Source organism: Streptomyces sp. YKOK-I1, assembly GCF_054660435.1.
In genome coordinates this window covers 6,204,878-6,221,060 of sequence record NZ_BAAGDR010000001.1, presented here as the reverse complement: position 1 = coordinate 6,221,060, position 16,183 = coordinate 6,204,878, and the positions used below count along the sequence as shown (strand labels likewise).

Genomic DNA, 16,183 nt, shown 5'->3' with positions numbered 1-16,183 from the left:
AGGGGGCGGGCTGGGTGGCCGGGATACGGGAGGGGGCGGGCTCCAGGGCACGGGCGTGAGTAGGGGGCGGTTCCGGGGGGCGGCCATGAGACGGGGCTGGCTGCGAGGTTCTGGTCTGAGCCGGGGGTAAGGCCGTCGGTCGAGCAGGTGGTACGGCGGGGCGCGTGGGCGGGGTCAGGGGCCGACCCTCGGGCGGGGTCGGGGGCTGTGCGGGATGGGCCGACGACGCTGCGGCCCAGGCGGAGCGCGGCACCGGGGCCGGGCGGGCGGCCGGCTCCACAGACCGCCCCCCGGCAGAAGTCGAGGGCTGCGCAGGGCGCGCCGACAAGGCTCCGGCACGAGCATCGCGCGGCACCGGGGCCGGGCGAGCAGCCGGCTCCGCAGGACGCCCCCCGGCAGAAGTCGAGGGCTGCGCGGGGCGCGCCGACGAGGCTGCGGCCCGAGCGTCGCGCGGCACCGGGGCCGGGTGGGCGGGCGGCTCCACAGACCGCCCCCCGGCAGAAGTCGAAGGCTGCGCAGCGCGCGCCGACAAGGCTGCGGCACGAGCATCGCGCGGCACCGAGGCCGGGCGAGCAGCCGGCTCCGCAGGACGCCCCCCGGCAGAACTCGAGGGCTGCGCGGGGCGCGCCGACGAGGCTGCCGCCCAAGCATCGCGCGGCACCGGGGCCGGGTGGGCGGCCGGCTCCGCAGGACGCCCGGCAGAAGTCGAGGGCTGCGCGGGGCGCGCCGACGACACTGCCGCCCAAGCATCGCGCGGCACCGAGGCCGGGCGGGCGACCGGCTCCGCAGGACGACCGGCGGGGGAGGTCGGGGTCGGGGATGTGGCTCCCGCCGATGCCGATGTCGGGCGGGCAGCCGATGCCGCAGCCCGGCCGTCGGTCGATGTCGGCGAGGGGCGGGCCGAGGGCTCTGTGGCCCGCGCAGCGCACGCCGCCGGGGCCGGGTGGGCGGACCCGGTCGGGGTCGGGTGGCGGTCAGGCACGGGGGCCTCCGTGGAGGCGGGTCTCGGGGACGGGGCGGCCGGAGCGCCAGAGGCGGCCGCCGCAGACGCCGTCGAACCAGTTCTCGGCGGGCGCCACCGTCTCCTCGCAGGCGCGCCGCACGGGACACGTCGTGCACGCCCGCAGCGCCGGGGCGGCCTCCTTCGGCCTCTTCGAGAAGACGACCCGGGGCGGCAGCCCGGCGCAGGCGGCCGCGGACTGCCAGCCGGCGGGACGCGAGGGACGCGACGGGCGCGGCTGATCCGGTGGTGAGCAGGAACCGGTTACGGGCATGGGCAGGGAACCCCCTGTCGGTTCGTGAACGAGCCGTACGAAGTGAATCCCCAGAGTCACAGATTGCGCGCGCGCTCGCAATGATTTACCGACGCCTCACCTTCACCCGAACCTCCATCAACTACACAAACTTTCCCCACTACTTGCGCGAGAGCACGTAATTCCTTGCGCGCAAGCAAGCTAAACTCGTGCCACCCCCGAAGGAAGCGAGCAGACATGACCACCCAGGACCTGGACGCGTTCGCCGCGTGGGTCGAAGACCTCATGCGCGAACGCGGCTACGACATCGACAGCCCGCGCGGCGGCGGGAAGTCACGGATCGCGGACGAGGCCGGCGTGCACCGCGCCGCCGTCACCCGCCTGCTGCAACGCCAGAGCATGCCGGACCTCGAAACCACCCGCCGCCTCGCACGGGTGCTCGGCGTCCCGGTCCGCGACATGCTCATCCGCTCGGGCCGGCTGACCGCCGAGGAGCTGGCCGACCCGCACGGACGCGCGCCCGCACCCGCCCCCGACCCGGACTTCGGCCGCAGGCCCACCCTGGAGGAGGTCGCCGACCTGCTCGGCGTACCGGCCGAGCGGCGGGAGATGTTCGTCCGGGTGGTGGAGCAGTTCCTGCCGAACGAGCCGGAGCGCGCGGACAAGGCCGGCCGGGTCCTGGCGGGCGCCGGCACGGCGGCACCCCCCGGCACGGACTGACGCCCCCGCGCCCGAGCACCCGTGGGCCGACGGGTGCCCGCCCCGCACACAAGTCCCCTCACACAAGTCCCCTCACCCACCCCCCTCACCCACCCCCCTCACCCGCCCCCCTCACCCGCCCCCCTCACCCGCCCCCACACCCCATCCCCCACCTCGCACTTCCGCCCCTTCCGCACCCCGGGTTCGATTCTTTCGCCGTATTAGTTGCGTGCGCGCACGATCGTATGTCACAGTTGGTGCAGCGGCGGAGCTGCGCCCATCCCTCCCCGCACCCCCTTCTCCTCCCTCCCCTTCCCGCTTCGGCGAGGTGACCCGGCATGACCACACCCACTCCACCGAGCGCCTTCCCCGACGTCGAGGCCCTGGTCGTCGACATCCTGGAGGCCGACTCGGCGCTCTCCACGGCGCTGGTGACCGTCCAGCCGCCGGAGGACTTCGACGGCACGGCCGCCGCCGTACTCGTCAACCGCCGCGGCGGCGCCTGGGTCGGCGAGCGCCACGTCGACCAGCCGCTGATCGAGCTGGAGGTGTACGGCCCCACCAAGCAGGCCGCCCACGTCCTGGCCAACTCGGCCCGCCGCGCCCTGATGGCCGCGGCCGGCAACCGCTACGGCACGAACCTGATCACCGAGGTGGAGGAACAGGACGGCCCCCGCTGGCTGCCCGACTACCTCTACCGCGCGGCCAACCGGTACGTGACCGTCCTCAAGGTGTACCTGGACGTCTACTGACGCGCCCGCACCCCACAGACCGAAGGCCCCGCCGCTCGCCTCCCCGACCGGCGGGGCCTTCGCCGTCCCCGGAACCGCCGGGCACGGCACCCCGCACCATCCGCACCATCCGCACCAACCGCACCAACCGCCCGTCTTCTCCCTCCCTCTATCAAGGAGCCCAACTCATGGCAGGCACCAACTCCTCCGAGATCCGCATCGCCGGAGTCGGCCGGCTCTACGTCGCCGCCGCCGACACCAAGGTCCCGACGACCTTCTCCACCGACCCGTCCACCGACTGGGCCACCGGCTGGAAGAACCTCGGCTTCACCAACGGCGAGGGCGTCACCTTCAGCAAGAAGGACAAGCTGGAGCCGGTCGACGTGTGGCAGGCCGTCAGCCCGGTGCACTTCGTGTACTCGGACCGCGACCTGACCCTGAAGTTCTCGCTGCTGCAGTTCAACGAGGACACGCTGCCGTTCTTCATGGGCGGCGGCCAGGTCGACGCCGTGACCGGCTCGACCGGCGTCTACAAGTACGACATCGCCGACCGCCCGTACGCCGATGTCCGCGCCCTCGGGCTGGAGTTCACCGATGTCCGGGCGAGCGACGGCACCGCGGTGACGTACCGCTTCGGCATCCCGCGCGGCCAGGTCACGGCGGCGGACGACATCAAGCTGGCCCGCAAGTCGCCGGCCCAGCTCGGCATCACCTTCACCGCGATGGCGGCGACCGACGGCTCGGCGCTGGCGAGCTTCGTGATGAAGGACACCGCGTACGCCGCGTCCTGACCGACCGGGTGGGGTGAGCGCGCGCGAGCACACCGCCCACCCCACCCACAGCCCCGCACCTCTCCCGTACGGCATCACTCAAGGAGGCACCCCTCACCATGGCCCGTTTCGACGTCAACGCCGCCCGCGCCCAGCGCCTCGAAGCCCTCGGCCGTACCTGGTCGTTCGAGCTCGACGGCGAGAGTTTCACCCTGCCCACGGAGCTGACCCGCGCCACCGCGAAGGCGCTGCGGGAGCTCGACGACAACGACGTGGACGGGCTGCTCGCACTGCTCATGGGTGAGCAGCAGTTCGTCCGTTTCGAGCGGCACGAGGTGACCATGCAGGACATCGCCGCCGTCCTGGAGGCCTACGGCAAGGAGACCGGGCTCGGTCTGGGGGAAGGCTGAGCCTCGTCGGGTTCGTGGACGAACACGCCGAGGCCCTCGAAGCGGACCTGCTCCGCTACTACGGCATCGATCTGCTCGACTGGCACCGCGACCGCCTCTCCGCGCGGCGGCTCGCGGTGCTCGTCGCGCATCTGCCGCGGGACAGCGCCCTCAACCGCGAACTGCACGGCGACGCCGCCGAGTGGTCGGTGACGGACCATCTGCTGGCCGCGGCCGTGGACCATCTGGCGGCGGCGAACTGGATGTTCGCGTCGGTCAACTCGGACGAGGGCGACCAGCCGGACCCACCGGTACCGGTGCCGCGACCGAACGACACGGCGGAACCGGAGGATCCCGAAGGGACGGAACCGAGGAACAGCCCTCCCGAGGAACCGGGCGCACCGCCCCCTCCCCCCTCCCCGGGCCAACTCGCCCGCTTCTTCGCCTGACTGACGACCGTCACCGGGACTCCGGCGCCTCCGGCGACCCCGGCGGTTCCGTCTCCCGCCCGTCCCCCCGACGCCCTTGTCCGCGTCCCTGCCCCCGCCCCTCCAACCCATCGGCGAGCGCCCGGGCCCGGTCCGACAGCCGGGGTCTCTCCTCGGACGCCGCCGACTCCTGCTGCGCCCGCTCCCCGGCATCGGTACGCCGCTCCTTGGACCGGAGCAGCGGGGGCACACTGGGCCGCCCGTTGCGCCGCACCACGGCCCGACGGGCCGACCGGACGGTCCGCTTCTCCGGCACGGAGGCGGCGGCCGACTGCGGTTCGCCGGCACCCGAGCCACCCGAGCCGCCCGAACCACCCCCGACCGGACCGGAGCTCCCCGTCGGCAGGGGCGTCTGCACCGGTACGGGTACGGGTACGGGTACCGACACCGGCCCCCCGTCCGCCACCGACCGCTCCCGCTCCCCTCGCTCCTCCGCCCGGGTCACCTCGGCGGGCGGGCGCAGGAGTTCGACGTACGGCAGGGCGATGACCTCACCGCCGGCGTCGTCGTCCTCCTCCGCCGGCCGGGACACGCGCGGGCGGCGGCCGGTGCGGGCGTCCTCCTGGCCCTGGAGGTAGGCGACCGTGATGCGTTCCTCGTACGCGCGACGGATCGCGGGAAGCTGTTCGGCGACCATGTCGGCCCAGCCGGCGCTGTACGCGGCCAGCTCACGGCGGTCCAGCTCGCCACGGGGCAGGGTGACCAGGTCCTCCGGGTCGTACCCGAGGCTGAGGACGAGCTCGGAGACCCGGGCGATGAGATGCGGCAGATCAGGGGACAGTTCGAGCCAGTCGACCAGCTGGTCGTTCGGCCCGTTCCCCGTGGCGCCCTCGTGCCCGTCCACCCCGTCGGCCTTGATCTCGCCTCCTGCCCGTCCGCGCTCGGCGAACCCTCAACTCGCTTACAGGGCCCTGTAGTTCACGCTTCCCTTTTTCACGGACGGACGAACGGCCGGATCCTACTCCACGAACCTTGGGCTCTCACGGAGCGTTCGCGTCAAACACGGAACGACACCATGGCAGCACTCGTACACTAGTTCGAACACAGCTCAGTACAGTTCAGCGGACAGACCGGAAAGCAGGCACCGACCATGGCGACTGGCCCGAGCGACTCCACCGAACAGCCGATCGACACCTACACCCGCCTCGCCCACCTCCTGCACACCCCGCCCTCGGACCGCGAGGCCCTGCTGGACCGGGTGTACGAGGAACTGCTCACCCACGAGTCCCGCGCCTATGCGGCCGGCTGGTCTGACGCCCTGACGGCGACCCGCCGGACGCGCCGGGGACGCCCTTAGCGAAGCAGGGCCGGCGCCGGGCCGACCCACGGCGGCTCGCTCAGCCGGTGGAGGTCGCCCTCCGCCAGCGGCCGACCGCTCTCCTGATCCGTCGCGACGTCAGCCACCGCGTCGCCGAGGACCAGTTGCCGACCTTGAGGACGACGCAGTTGTCCGGGTCTCCCGGTTCACGCCCCAGCGCGTCCACCACGCCCAGCGGGGCTACGCGTTCGACGGACGCCTCGGCACCGATGAACACCCAGAAGACGGGAAGCCGTGCCGCTCGCCTCATCGTCGCCATGAACGCGGCGTCGTCACCCGGCGCCTCCGTCAGGAGGATGACGGCCACGGTGTGACCTTGAAGATGCGCGGAGGCGTCCAGGACCGCTTCGAGGGCGGGAGCCAGCCGCAGCGCGAGCCCGTCGCCGAGCGCATCCGTCTGTTTCAAGCGCCGCAGAGCGTTGTCCTTGGGCTCGCCTCGCAGCCTCTCCGCGGCGGTGCCCTCGTCGAGCCACTCGGAGGCCCAGGGCGCGAGGCCCTCCGGTCCCGGCGAAGGGATGCGCACCGGGTCACGGCCGAAGAGCCACACGCCCGCGCCCGACCCGCCGAACTCGGCCTCCGCGAGCCGCACCGCGAAGCGGGCACCCTCCGCGGCCAGCAAGGGCAGACGGCCGCGCGGTACGCCCACCGCGACAGCGCCATTCACCAGCGAATCATCCCACAAGAAAGGCGGTGTGCACATGGCTGTCCCCTCCGGCGGATCCGGCGAACACACCTTGAATCCGGAGCGAATTCCCGCCGGCGTACGCGACGCTCTGCAGCTCTATTTCCGCAAGGACGAGGCGAAGACCCTCGTCATGAAGGTCACCGCGATCAACCACACGGTGGACTACCTGAAAGTGGGCCTGGCCGGCCTGGCGGTGGGTCTCACCCTCGTCAAAGCCGACTTCACCCTCTTCAAGGTGGACGAAAAGGGCGTCAGCTGGCTCGGCAACACGCTCTACACCTTCCCCTGGGCGAAAGAGGGCCACAACTGGTGGCGCAAGATCGCGCCCGACAAGCTGGTCGAGAAGTTCGACGCCAAGGAAAACGAGAAGAAGGAACTGCGCGAATACATCGACAGGACCTTCTATCAGGCGTCGGAGGGAAACGCGCTGAAGGTCAGGGTCGACAACGTCGAGACGACGGCCAGAGAGGCCCATGAGGGCGTCGCGAAGATCCGTAAGTCAGTGGCGGAGGCCGCGAAGTCGGGTGACCTGCTGACCCCTCAGGCGGCGCGCGGTACCAGCAGACAGGTCGCGGAACTGAGAGCCGCCGTCACCGCTCTGAGCACAGCTCTCACAGGCGCCTGAGCGCGATCGCGAAAGGACCGGAAACCGGATGTCTCTCGTCAGATCACTCGAAAGAACAGCCTCCGGACTCAAGAACTTCCAGAGTCAGGCGAATTCGGCCGGCGGTGCCGCGAAGAGCGTCGGCGACGGCGCGAAGGCCGCGGAAGGCCGGCTCAAGCAGTTCAAGGGCACCGCCCAGGGCGCCGAAACGGAACTGAAGGGTCTCAAGTCGGGCTCCGAGCAGGCCGAGAAGGCCATCGGCAAAGCCGGGAAGACCGGTTCCTCCGCCGGGAAGAGTCTCGGGAGGTACGAGTCCGGGGCGAGCAAGGCGGCCAAGGGCCAGGACAAGATGAACAAGTCGATGAAGGGGAACCTCTTCGGCATGCTCATGAGCCTGTTGCAGCCGCTCATCGAGAAGGTCGTCGACATGGCGGCCAACTCCAAGACCATGCAGAAGGTGCTGCAGACGGCGTTCACCGTCATCAAGTCCGTGATCAGCAGTGTCATGAAGGCCATCGGGCCGATCATGAAGAACGCGGGCAAGCTGATCAAGACCGTCTGGGACGGCGTCAAGACCGCGGTGTCGAAGGTCGTCAAGGCGATCGCCACCGTCATCCAGACCTATGTGGGCATCTGGAAGAAGGTCATCACCACCGCGCTCAACGCGATCAAGTCGGTCGTGTCGAGCGTCTGGAAGGGCATCAAGAACGTCGTCTCCCCCGTCGTCAACTGGGTCAAGTCCGCGATCCCCAACGCCTTCAAGGCCGTCAAGGACAAGCTGTCCAGCATCTGGGGCGGCCTCAAGGGCATCGCCAGCCGCGCCTTCGACGGCATCAAGAACGCCGTACGCGGCCCGATCAACGCCGTCATCGGCATCGTCAACCGTGCCATCGGCGCCCTCAACGGCATCCATGTCTCCATCCCCGGCTGGGTCCCCCTGGTCGGCGGCAAGTCCTTCGGCGTCAGCCTGCCGAGGATCCCCACGCTGGCCACCGGCGGTGTCGTCCTGCCCCGCTCCGGCGGCGTCCCCGCGATCCTCGCCGAGGCCGGTGAGGCGGAGGCCGTCCTGCCGCTCAGCAAGCTCGACCGGCTGCTGCGCCGGGCCGCCGCCAACGGCAGGGCCTACGCCGGAGCCGGAACGGGCTCCGGCGGCGCGGCGCTGCACATCGAGCACTACCACGCCGCCGAGACCAGCACCCCGCAGCGCACCGCCGACGCGCTGATGTTCCTGGCGAAGGCCCGCGGATGAGCACCCCGGCGGTGACGGACCCGCTGGCCGGGGTCGCCCCGGCGCTCACCGTGTTGCGGTCCCGCGTCGAGCAGGGCGGCACCGCGCTGCGCACCCTCACGGACCGGATCAAGGCCGCCGCCACCGGCGCCGACCGCCTCGGCACGGCCGCCGCGCAGGGCGCCACCGCCGTGAGCCGCGCCAAGGAGAGCAGCGAGGCCGCCGCCCGCGCCGTCACCACGACGGGCCGGACCGCGGGCACCGCCGCGGCCGGGATCAGGGCGGCGGCCTCCGGCGGCCGGACGGCCTCCCGCACCCTCGTCCGGCTCGGCACCGCCCTCGGCGGTGTCTTCTCCGTCGTGGGCGCGCTGATCGCGGCCTCCGGTGTGCTCGGCGACCTCATGGGCACCTTCGGCACCCTCATGACCATCGGCTCCGGCGTCCTGCTCGTCGTCAACGCCCTCACCCGCGCCAACCCCATCGGCTTCGTCACCGGCCTCCTCCTCCCGGTCGCCGGCTGGCTGCTGAACCTGGCGCTGAACTCCGAGACCGGACAGCGCCTGATGGAACAGCTCGCGACGCTCGTCCTGACGTACGTCGAGGGCTGTCTGGCGGTGCTGGCCCCGGTGCTGAAGGCCGTCGGCAGCGCGGTGAACACGTACGTCACCGGCTACCTCGCCCTCGTGACCACGGTCCTCACCGGCCTCACCACCCTCGTCGGCACCGCCTTCGCCGTCGCCCGCTCACTGGCGAGCGGGGACACCAAGGCGCTCAGCGGCCGGGCCGCGGCCGTCTGGAAGGGCGTCAAGGACGGCGTACGGCCGGTGCTGGACTGGATCGGCAAGGACATCCCCGCGATGTTCACCCGCGTCAAGGACGCCACCGCCGGCGCCCTCGACGCGCTCGGACGGTTCGTCACCACCGGCGCGCAGACCGTCGCCGGGGTGGTGAAGGGGCCCGTCCAGGGGCTCATCGCCTTCGCCAACCGGATCATCGACGGCCTCAACAGCCTCAGCTTCAGCATCCTCGGCAAGAAGTTCGGCGTGCATCTGGCGAAGATCCCGATGCTCGCCCAGGGCGGGGTCGCCGTCCCCGGAGCCGCCCGCGCGGCCGGCCGGGTGCTGCCGCTCACGGACCTGGGCCGCCACCGCGCCCCCTCCTCCCGACTCCCGCACCGCGTCGAGGAGTTCCACGAGAGCGCCGGCACCGGAGCCCGCGGCACGGCGGAGGACCTCCTGTTCCTGGCCACGGCCCACACCACCTGCCCCTGACCCCCACCCCGGCCCCGGCCCCGGCCCCGGCCCCGGCCCGCCCGCATACCCGGAGCGCCCCAGACCGCCCGCACACCCGGCCCGCCCGAACGCACGGAGCCCCCGCCCACCCCAAACGCGGACCACCCTGCCATCCGGCCGGGAGCCCCCGGATCCACGCCGCGTCGCGGCCCAGGGCCCGGACCGTCCTGCCCGCCCGGACACCTGGACCGCCCGCACGCCCGGACCCGCCCAGACCGCCCGCGCACCCGCAGACCCGCACCACCCAGACGACCCAGACGACCCAGAGCCCAAAGCCCAGAGCACCCAGACCACCCGCATCACCCCACCCGCACCCGACAAGAGCGAGGTGACGGCCCCCCATGGCCGAGATCACGACCACCGCATACACCGACGACGTGCCACCCGGCTCACTCATCACCCGCGACGGGCAGATGCAGTGGGCCGGACTGCTGCTGGGCCCCGGGACGCCGTACGAGATCGACCGGGGCGGGCTCAGCGGCTGGGAGGACCTTCCGGAGTACGACGCCTCCGACGCCGACCACCCCACCGCGCACGGCGCCTGGCCGGGCGCCCGCTACGCCAAGCCGCGCCGGATCGGCGGCACGGTGTGGACCGTACCGCCGCAGGACGACAGCGCGCTCGCCGTGACCCGCGCCCTGCGCCAGGCACTGCTGCTCGACGACGAGGAACGCTGGCTCGCCGTCCGGCTGCACGGCGAGACGCTGGCCGTACGGGCCCGGGTCAGCCAGCGGGTGCTGGCCGCCGACCGGACGTACACCACCCAGGGCGTCTCCCGGGCGTCCGTGCAGTGGTACGCCACCGACCCGCGCCGCTACTCGGTCGACGAGCGGACCGCGCTGACCGGCGCCCCGCAGCCGGAGAGCGGTCTGACCTGGCCGCTGACCTGGCCGCTGTACTGGGGCCAGGCCGCCTCCACCGGCGACGTCAACGCCGACAACGACGGCTCCGCGCCCACCCACCCGGTCCTGGTGTTCACCGGCCCCTGCACCAACCCGACCGTCACCGACCGCACCTCCGCGCTGCGGCTGCGTTACGAGATCGGCCTCGCCGCCGGTGACGAGCTGGTCGTCGACACCGCCGCCGGCACGGTCACCCTCAACGGCACCGCGTCCCGCCGGCACACCGCGGCCGCCGACAGCAGCCCCGAGGAGCTCTTCGCCTTCTCGCCCGGCCGCGCCCAGCTGGCGTTCCGCCCCGACACCCACGGCGCCGGCGCCCAGCTCACGGTCCGCTGGCGCACCGCGGAGTGGTGACCCCGACGCCCCCTTCCCGCGACCGCACCCCACGACCAGTACAGGAGACCAGCAGATGAATCTGCGCAGTTCATGGCTGGCCGAGACCGGCCAGACCCGTGAGGACACCCGGCTCACCCAGCTGGGCGCCACCACCCCGGCCAACCCGCTGGACGTCCGCTCCGGCATCCTCCCGGGCTCCTACGACGGGCAGTACCGGCTGTCGGGCTTCTGGATGGAGGGCGGCGCCGGCACCATGACCGCCACCGTCCACGAGGGCCGGGCCGTCGTCCAGGGCGGCAGCGGTCAGGGCGCCTACCCGGTCACCCTGCCCGAGCCGCTGACCCTCACCTTCACCGACGGCGACGCCCAGTACGCCCGGATCGACGTCGTCGTACTGCGGATCTACGACGACATGTACGACGACTCCGGCTTCACCAAGGCCGCCGTGGAGATCGTCCGGGGCACCCCCGCCGCCACCCCGGCGGTGCCCGCGCTGCCGGGCGTCTGTCTGCCGGTCTACCAGGTCCGGGTCCGCGCCGGGATCAGCGCGGGCAACGGCGGCGTCAACTGGAGCTCCTCCGACGTCACCGACCTGCGCACGCCCACGGTCGCGGCCGGCGGCATCCTGCCCGTGGTCGGCGAGACCGGCAACGGCGCCTATCCGGGCCAGTACCGCGACTCCGGCGGCGCCCTCCAGCGCTGGGACGGCTCCGCCTGGGTGCCGTACCCGCTCGCCCTCGGCGGTGTCGCCCCGGCCGGGGCGGTGACCACGGCGAGCTACACCGGCCAGTACCGGGACGGCTCCGACGGCAACCTCCAGCGCTGGGACGGCTCGTCCTGGGTGTCGTACCAGCGGATCCCCTCCTGGACGAACTACACGCCGGTCTGGTACTCGTCCACCGGCACCGCGCCGGTGGTCGGCAACGGCAGCCTCAACGGCAGGTACGTCAAGCTCGGCAACCTGGTCCACGTCCGGCTGCGGCTGGCGATCGGCTCGACGACCAATCTCTCCGCGCTGGACACCGCCGGCGCCTGGTCCTTCTCACTGCCGTTCCTCCCGGCGTCGGGCTGGATGACCGACATCCTGCTGAACGTCGTGGGCTACAGCAGCAACGGCTTCAAGTTCTTCCAGGGGGCCGCCCAGGTGTCGGCGGCGGGCGGCGGCGTCGTGAACCGGTTCACCGTCACCTCCGGCACGACCGCCGCGAGCTGGACCAAGTCCGTCCCCTACACCTGGCAGGCCACCGACGTCCTGTCGATCTGGGGCGACTACGAGTCCGCCGCCTGAGCCCACCCTCGACGCCTCGACGCCTCGACGAAGGAGTCCACCATGCCGATCCGTTCCGGATGGCTCTCCCCCGACGGACAGACCCGCGAGGACACCCGCCTCATCTCGCTCGGCGCCCTCACCCCCGCCTCCCCGGTCGCCACCCGCTCCGGCGTCCTGCCGGGCTCCACCGGCGGCCTCTACCGTGTCTCCGGCTTCACCGTCACCGGCACCACCGGCGCCATGACCGCGAGCGTCAGCCCCGGCCGTGCCGTGATCCAGAGCACCGACGCCCGGGGCGCCTACCCGGTCGCGCTCACCGAGTACCTGCCGCTCACCTTCGCGGACGGCGACGCCCAGTACGGCCGGATCGACCTCGTCGTCCTGCGGGTCTACGACAACGTGTACGACGGCTCCGGCCGCACCGAGGCCGTCGTCGAGATCGTCCGGGGCACCCCGGCCGCCACCCCGGTGCCGCCGGCCACGCCCGATGTCGCCCTGGCCCTGTACTCGGTCGCCGTGGACGCGGGCGTCAGCGCCGGCAAGGGCGGGATCGCCTGGGACTCCGCGCGCACCGACCTGCGCCCGACCACCGTCGCGATCGGCGGCATCCTGCCCACCCGCACCGACGACACCGCGCCCGGCGGCCACACCGGCCAGTACCGGGACACCGGCGACATCCTCCAGCGCTGGAGTTCCACGGCCTGGGTGCCGTACCCGAGGAACGTCGGCGGGATCGTCCCCGCCGGGGTGCTGACCACCGGCGGCTACGCCGGGCAGTACCGCGACTCCTCCCTCGGCCAGCTCCAGCGCTGGAACGGCAGCGCCTGGCTCCCCGCCGTACCGGGGCCCGCCTTCGCGTCCTCGCTGGACGCCGGGTACACCACCTCGACGACCTACACGGCCACGCTGCTCGACACGGCCCTCTCGGCGCTCACGCTCACCTTCACCGCGCCGCCCTCCGGCGGGGTGATCATCAGCCTCGGCGCGCGGATCTCCACCTCGGGCAGCGAGACCGTCCAGGCGCATATGTCCCCGCAGGTCACGCTGGGCTCGACCGTGGTCTGGGCGGCGGACGACGAGCGCGCCGCGTCCGGCTCGGGCGCCATCAGCAAGTCGCAGTCGACGCAGCTGCGCCTGACCTCCCTCACCGCCGGATCGGTCTACACGGTCACCGCGATGCACCGCTCGTCCAGCGCGAGCGTCACCAGCTGGTTCGACACCCTCTGGCTCCGGGTGGACCCGCTCGCCTGAACCGGCCTCCCCGAAAGGAACCGACCATGCCCCTTCGTACCGGCTGGCTCTCCCCCGACGGCCAGACCCGCGAGGACACCCGACTCGTCTCGCTCGGCGCCCTCACCCCGACCTCGCCGGTCACCACCCGCTCCGGCGTCCTGCCGGGCTCCTCCGACGGAGTCTCCCGCCTCTCCGGCTTCACCCTCACCGGCACCACCGGCACCATGACCGCCACCGTCGGCCCCGGCCGGGCGGTGATCCAGGGGAGCAGCTCCCAGGGCGCCTACCCGGTCGCGCTGACCGAGTACCTCGACCTGGTCTTCGCCGACGGCGACGCCCAGTACGGCCGGATCGACCTGGTCGTCCTGCGGATCTACGACGATCTGTACGACGGCTCCGGCCGCACCGAGGCCGCCCTGGAGGTCGTCCGGGGCACCCCCGCCGCCACCCCGGCCGTCCCTGCGGTGCCCGCGGTGTCGCTGCCGCTGTACGAGGTGGCCGTGCCCAAGGGCGCGAGCGCGGGCACCGCGGCCATCGACTGGAGCACGGCGCTCGGCGGGCGCCGTACCGCCACGGTCTCGGTCGGCGGGATCCTCCCGGTGAGCACGGACACCACGAACGGCTCCTACCCGGGCCAGTACCGGGACGTGGGCGGGCAGTTGCAGCGGTGGAGCGGCACGGCCTGGACCGACTACCCGGTGCTGCCGACCTGGCAGAACTGGACCCCGGCCTGGACGACCACCACGGGTGCGGCGACCCCCGCCTTCGGCAACGCCACGGTGAGCTGCCGGTACGTGAAGTTCGGTACGACCGTGCACCTGAACTTCTCGATCGCCTTCGGCAGCACCACCAGCTTCGGCAGCGGCGCCACCACCAGCGACAACTGGCGGTTCAGCCTGCCGGTCGCCGCCGCGGCGGCCCGCCCGCTGATCGGCTTCGCCGAGCTCGCCGCCGGCGACGCCGCCAACCGTGCCACGGCCCGGCTCTACCTCTCCACCACCACGGCCTTCGAGCTGATCCTCGCCTCGGGCAGGCCCACCGCGACGGCCTTCTCCACGAGCGGCGGCCTGGACTCCCTCACCCCCTGGACCTGGGCCAGTGGTCACACCGTCGTCGGCACCGCGACCTACGAGGCCGCCTCATGACGGCCCTCTCCACCCCGTACCGGGCGATCTTCTGCGACCTGCGCACCGACCGCACCATCGACATCCTGCCGCTGCGGGACGTCACCGTCGACGACTACATCGGCAGGGCCGGCTCGCTGTCGGGCACGATCCCGGTGCCCGACCGGGCGATGGCCGCGCGGGTCCGCCGGATCGAGGAGGGCCGGACCTCGGTCTACCTCCAGCGCGGCGACGACCTGTGGTGGGGCGGCATCATCTGGACGTCCACGCTCCAGAGCGACGACCGGGGCGTGCTCACCCTCGGCATCCAGGCCGCGACCTTCGACTCGTACGCCGGCCGCCGCCGTATCCGCGAGGACCTGGACTTCCAGGACACGGACCAGCTCGCGATCGCCCGCGCGCTGTGGGACCACCTCCAGTCCGCGTCCGGCGGGGACATCGGCGTCGGCCACGGCTCCGAGACCTCCGCGCAGACCCGCTCGGTGGCGTACCGCAACGGCGACGAGACGGTCTATCTGGAGGCCCTGGACGCGCTCGCCGCGCTGGAGAACGGCTTCGAGCACCACATCGCCGTCTACCGCGACCCGGTCAGCGGCGAGCGGGTCCGGCGGCTGCGGCTGGGCAGCCCGAGGATCGCCATCGGCACCACCGACCTGGTGATCGACCGCCCCGGCACAGTCCTGTCGTACGTCTTCCCGCGCGACGCCACCCGCGGCGGCACCACCGCCCGGGCCCGCGGCGCCACCGACAACACCAGCCAGGCCGTGGAGTCCCGGCCGCTGTACGCGGACGCCACCGTGCCCGTCGGCGAGCAGCTGATCGCGGCCGGCTATCCGCGCATCGACCTGACCTCGGACCACAACGACGTGGCGAGCGTGCCGGTGCTGCGGTCGCTGGCCAACGCCGAACTCACCGAGGGCGTGGGGGCGGTGGTGATCCCCGAGATCAGCGTCCGGCTCGACGATCTGGTGCCGCCCGCGCTGCTGGGCCGTACGGTCCGGCTGCGGATCGACGACGAGTGGTGGACCGAGGGCCTGGACGCCCGCTACCGGATCGTCGGCGTCAAGGTCAGCCCGGGGCAGCGCGGCCGTCCCGACACCGCTGAGCTCTACCTGGAGGAGGTCTGATGCCCCAGCTCCCCGAAGACATCATCGACCGGCTCACCCAGATGGAACGCCGGATCCAGCAGCTGTCGACCGCCGTCAACACCCGGCCCGCGCTCAACACCATCACCGGCGGCGAGGTGGAGATCAGCGACGGCACCCTGAAGATCAGCGACGGCGGCACCCTGCTGGTGCAGCGGCCGGGCACCACCGAGCCGATGTTCCGGGTCGGCTCCTGGCAGGGCGAGGAGTACGGCCTGGAGATCCACCGCCAGACCGGCAGCAAGGCGCTGACCCTGTTCAACGGGGACGGCGGCGCCGGCTCGCTCCAGCCGCTGCGGATCTACGACAACGGCAGCCGGGAGATCATCTCCGACGACGTCAACACCGGCGGGCTGGCCCGGCCCTGGCTGGCGATGCTGCCGCCGCAGGACACCACCCAGACGCGCTGGCCGCAGAGCGCCGCCACCTCCTGGACGACGATCGCCGTCTCCTACAACCCCGTCTGGCAGCCGAAGATGCGGCTCCTGCTCAACACCCGCGTCAGCTCCGGCGGCGCGGGACAGGTGCGGGTGCTGGTCAACGGCGTGCAGTGGGGCGACACGGTCACCGCGCCCAACGACTTCGACTACACGGCCCTGCTCGGCAGCGACTTCGGCGCGCTCTACGCCACCACGGTCAAGGTCGAGATCCAGGCCATCGCCACCACCGGCACCGTCTACGCCAACCCGGTCCTGATGCACGGCCGGCAGAGCTAG

18 protein-coding genes are annotated in these 16,183 nt (G+C 72.5%); 15 read left to right on the top strand and 3 right to left on the bottom strand.

What is annotated here, in order from left to right:
• Nucleotides 1-974 precede the first annotated feature (974 nt).
• The gene (locus ACYQ8Q_RS27660) at nucleotides 975-1,274 is read right to left on the bottom strand and encodes a WhiB family transcriptional regulator (protein ID WP_460068571.1); all 300 of its coding nucleotides are present in this window, start codon (nucleotides 1,272-1,274) and stop codon (nucleotides 975-977) included.
• A 216-nt stretch (nucleotides 1,275-1,490) separates the two neighbouring features.
• Between ACYQ8Q_RS27660 and ACYQ8Q_RS27655 the strand changes: the two genes are divergently transcribed.
• The 5 genes from ACYQ8Q_RS27655 to ACYQ8Q_RS27635 all read left to right on the top strand — a co-directional run bounded on the left by ACYQ8Q_RS27655 (nucleotide 1,491) and on the right by ACYQ8Q_RS27635 (nucleotide 4,291).
• Entirely contained in the window at nucleotides 1,491-1,973 is a 483-nt protein-coding gene (locus ACYQ8Q_RS27655) for a helix-turn-helix domain-containing protein (RefSeq protein ID WP_460068570.1), read from the top strand.
• Between the two features lie 317 nt (nucleotides 1,974-2,290).
• Nucleotides 2,291-2,704, top strand: coding sequence for a hypothetical protein (locus ACYQ8Q_RS27650; protein ID WP_460068568.1), 414 nt, complete (start codon nucleotides 2,291-2,293; stop codon nucleotides 2,702-2,704).
• A gap of 167 nt (nucleotides 2,705-2,871) precedes the next feature.
• Nucleotides 2,872-3,474 (top strand): phage tail tube protein, encoded by a 603-nt coding sequence (locus ACYQ8Q_RS27645; RefSeq protein WP_358990534.1) that lies wholly within the window; start codon nucleotides 2,872-2,874, stop codon nucleotides 3,472-3,474.
• A gap of 98 nt (nucleotides 3,475-3,572) precedes the next feature.
• Nucleotides 3,573-3,863 (top strand): hypothetical protein, encoded by a 291-nt coding sequence (locus ACYQ8Q_RS27640; protein ID WP_460068567.1) that lies wholly within the window; start codon nucleotides 3,573-3,575, stop codon nucleotides 3,861-3,863.
• Nucleotides 3,864-3,928: 65 nt separating this feature from the next.
• On the top strand, nucleotides 3,929-4,291 hold the full coding sequence (locus tag ACYQ8Q_RS27635; protein ID WP_460073507.1) for a hypothetical protein: 363 nt from the start codon (nucleotides 3,929-3,931) through the stop codon (nucleotides 4,289-4,291).
• Nucleotides 4,292-4,301: 10 nt separating this feature from the next.
• Here the strand turns inward: ACYQ8Q_RS27635 and ACYQ8Q_RS27630 are convergent, their stop codons facing one another.
• Nucleotides 4,302-5,174, bottom strand: coding sequence for a hypothetical protein (locus tag ACYQ8Q_RS27630; protein ID WP_460068566.1), 873 nt, complete (start codon nucleotides 5,172-5,174; stop codon nucleotides 4,302-4,304).
• Between the two features lie 246 nt (nucleotides 5,175-5,420).
• Between ACYQ8Q_RS27630 and ACYQ8Q_RS27625 the strand changes: the two genes are divergently transcribed.
• Nucleotides 5,421-5,627 (top strand): hypothetical protein, encoded by a 207-nt coding sequence (locus ACYQ8Q_RS27625; protein WP_460068565.1) that lies wholly within the window; start codon nucleotides 5,421-5,423, stop codon nucleotides 5,625-5,627.
• Nucleotides 5,628-5,667: 40 nt separating this feature from the next.
• Here the strand turns inward: ACYQ8Q_RS27625 and ACYQ8Q_RS27620 are convergent, their stop codons facing one another.
• A complete protein-coding gene (locus ACYQ8Q_RS27620; protein WP_460068564.1) occupies nucleotides 5,668-6,312 on the bottom strand; it encodes a vWA domain-containing protein in 645 nt (214 codons plus the stop codon).
• Between the two features lie 34 nt (nucleotides 6,313-6,346).
• On the opposite strand from ACYQ8Q_RS27620, the gene ACYQ8Q_RS27615 reads away from it, so the two are divergent.
• The 9 genes from ACYQ8Q_RS27615 (at nucleotide 6,347) to ACYQ8Q_RS27575 (ending at nucleotide 16,183) form a co-directional block, all read left to right on the top strand.
• Nucleotides 6,347-6,958, top strand: coding sequence for a hypothetical protein (locus tag ACYQ8Q_RS27615; protein ID WP_460068563.1), 612 nt, complete (start codon nucleotides 6,347-6,349; stop codon nucleotides 6,956-6,958).
• 28 nt (nucleotides 6,959-6,986) lie between these two features.
• Complete coding sequence (locus ACYQ8Q_RS27610; RefSeq protein WP_460068562.1) at nucleotides 6,987-8,186, top strand: phage tail protein; 1,200 nt, start codon at nucleotides 6,987-6,989, stop codon at nucleotides 8,184-8,186.
• The gene (locus ACYQ8Q_RS27605; RefSeq protein ID WP_460068561.1) at nucleotides 8,183-9,436 is read left to right on the top strand and encodes a tape-measure protein; all 1,254 of its coding nucleotides are present in this window, start codon (nucleotides 8,183-8,185) and stop codon (nucleotides 9,434-9,436) included. The genes ACYQ8Q_RS27610 and ACYQ8Q_RS27605 overlap by 4 nt, the downstream gene beginning before the upstream one ends.
• Before the next feature lie 362 nt (nucleotides 9,437-9,798).
• Entirely contained in the window at nucleotides 9,799-10,713 is a 915-nt protein-coding gene (locus ACYQ8Q_RS27600) for a phage distal tail protein (protein WP_460068560.1), read from the top strand.
• Between the two features lie 55 nt (nucleotides 10,714-10,768).
• Nucleotides 10,769-11,983, top strand: coding sequence for a hypothetical protein (locus tag ACYQ8Q_RS27595; RefSeq protein ID WP_460068559.1), 1,215 nt, complete (start codon nucleotides 10,769-10,771; stop codon nucleotides 11,981-11,983).
• Nucleotides 11,984-12,025: 42 nt separating this feature from the next.
• Entirely contained in the window at nucleotides 12,026-13,216 is a 1,191-nt protein-coding gene (locus ACYQ8Q_RS27590) for a hypothetical protein (RefSeq protein ID WP_460068558.1), read from the top strand.
• Nucleotides 13,217-13,242: 26 nt separating this feature from the next.
• Complete coding sequence (locus ACYQ8Q_RS27585; RefSeq protein WP_460068557.1) at nucleotides 13,243-14,343, top strand: hypothetical protein; 1,101 nt, start codon at nucleotides 13,243-13,245, stop codon at nucleotides 14,341-14,343.
• On the top strand, nucleotides 14,340-15,449 hold the full coding sequence (locus ACYQ8Q_RS27580) for a hypothetical protein (protein WP_460068556.1): 1,110 nt from the start codon (nucleotides 14,340-14,342) through the stop codon (nucleotides 15,447-15,449). The genes ACYQ8Q_RS27585 and ACYQ8Q_RS27580 overlap by 4 nt, the downstream gene beginning before the upstream one ends.
• Nucleotides 15,449-16,183: a hypothetical protein gene (locus ACYQ8Q_RS27575; protein ID WP_460068555.1), complete on the top strand. Its 735-nt coding sequence runs from the start codon at nucleotides 15,449-15,451 to the stop codon at nucleotides 16,181-16,183. Before ACYQ8Q_RS27580 ends, ACYQ8Q_RS27575 begins: the two co-directional genes overlap by 1 nt.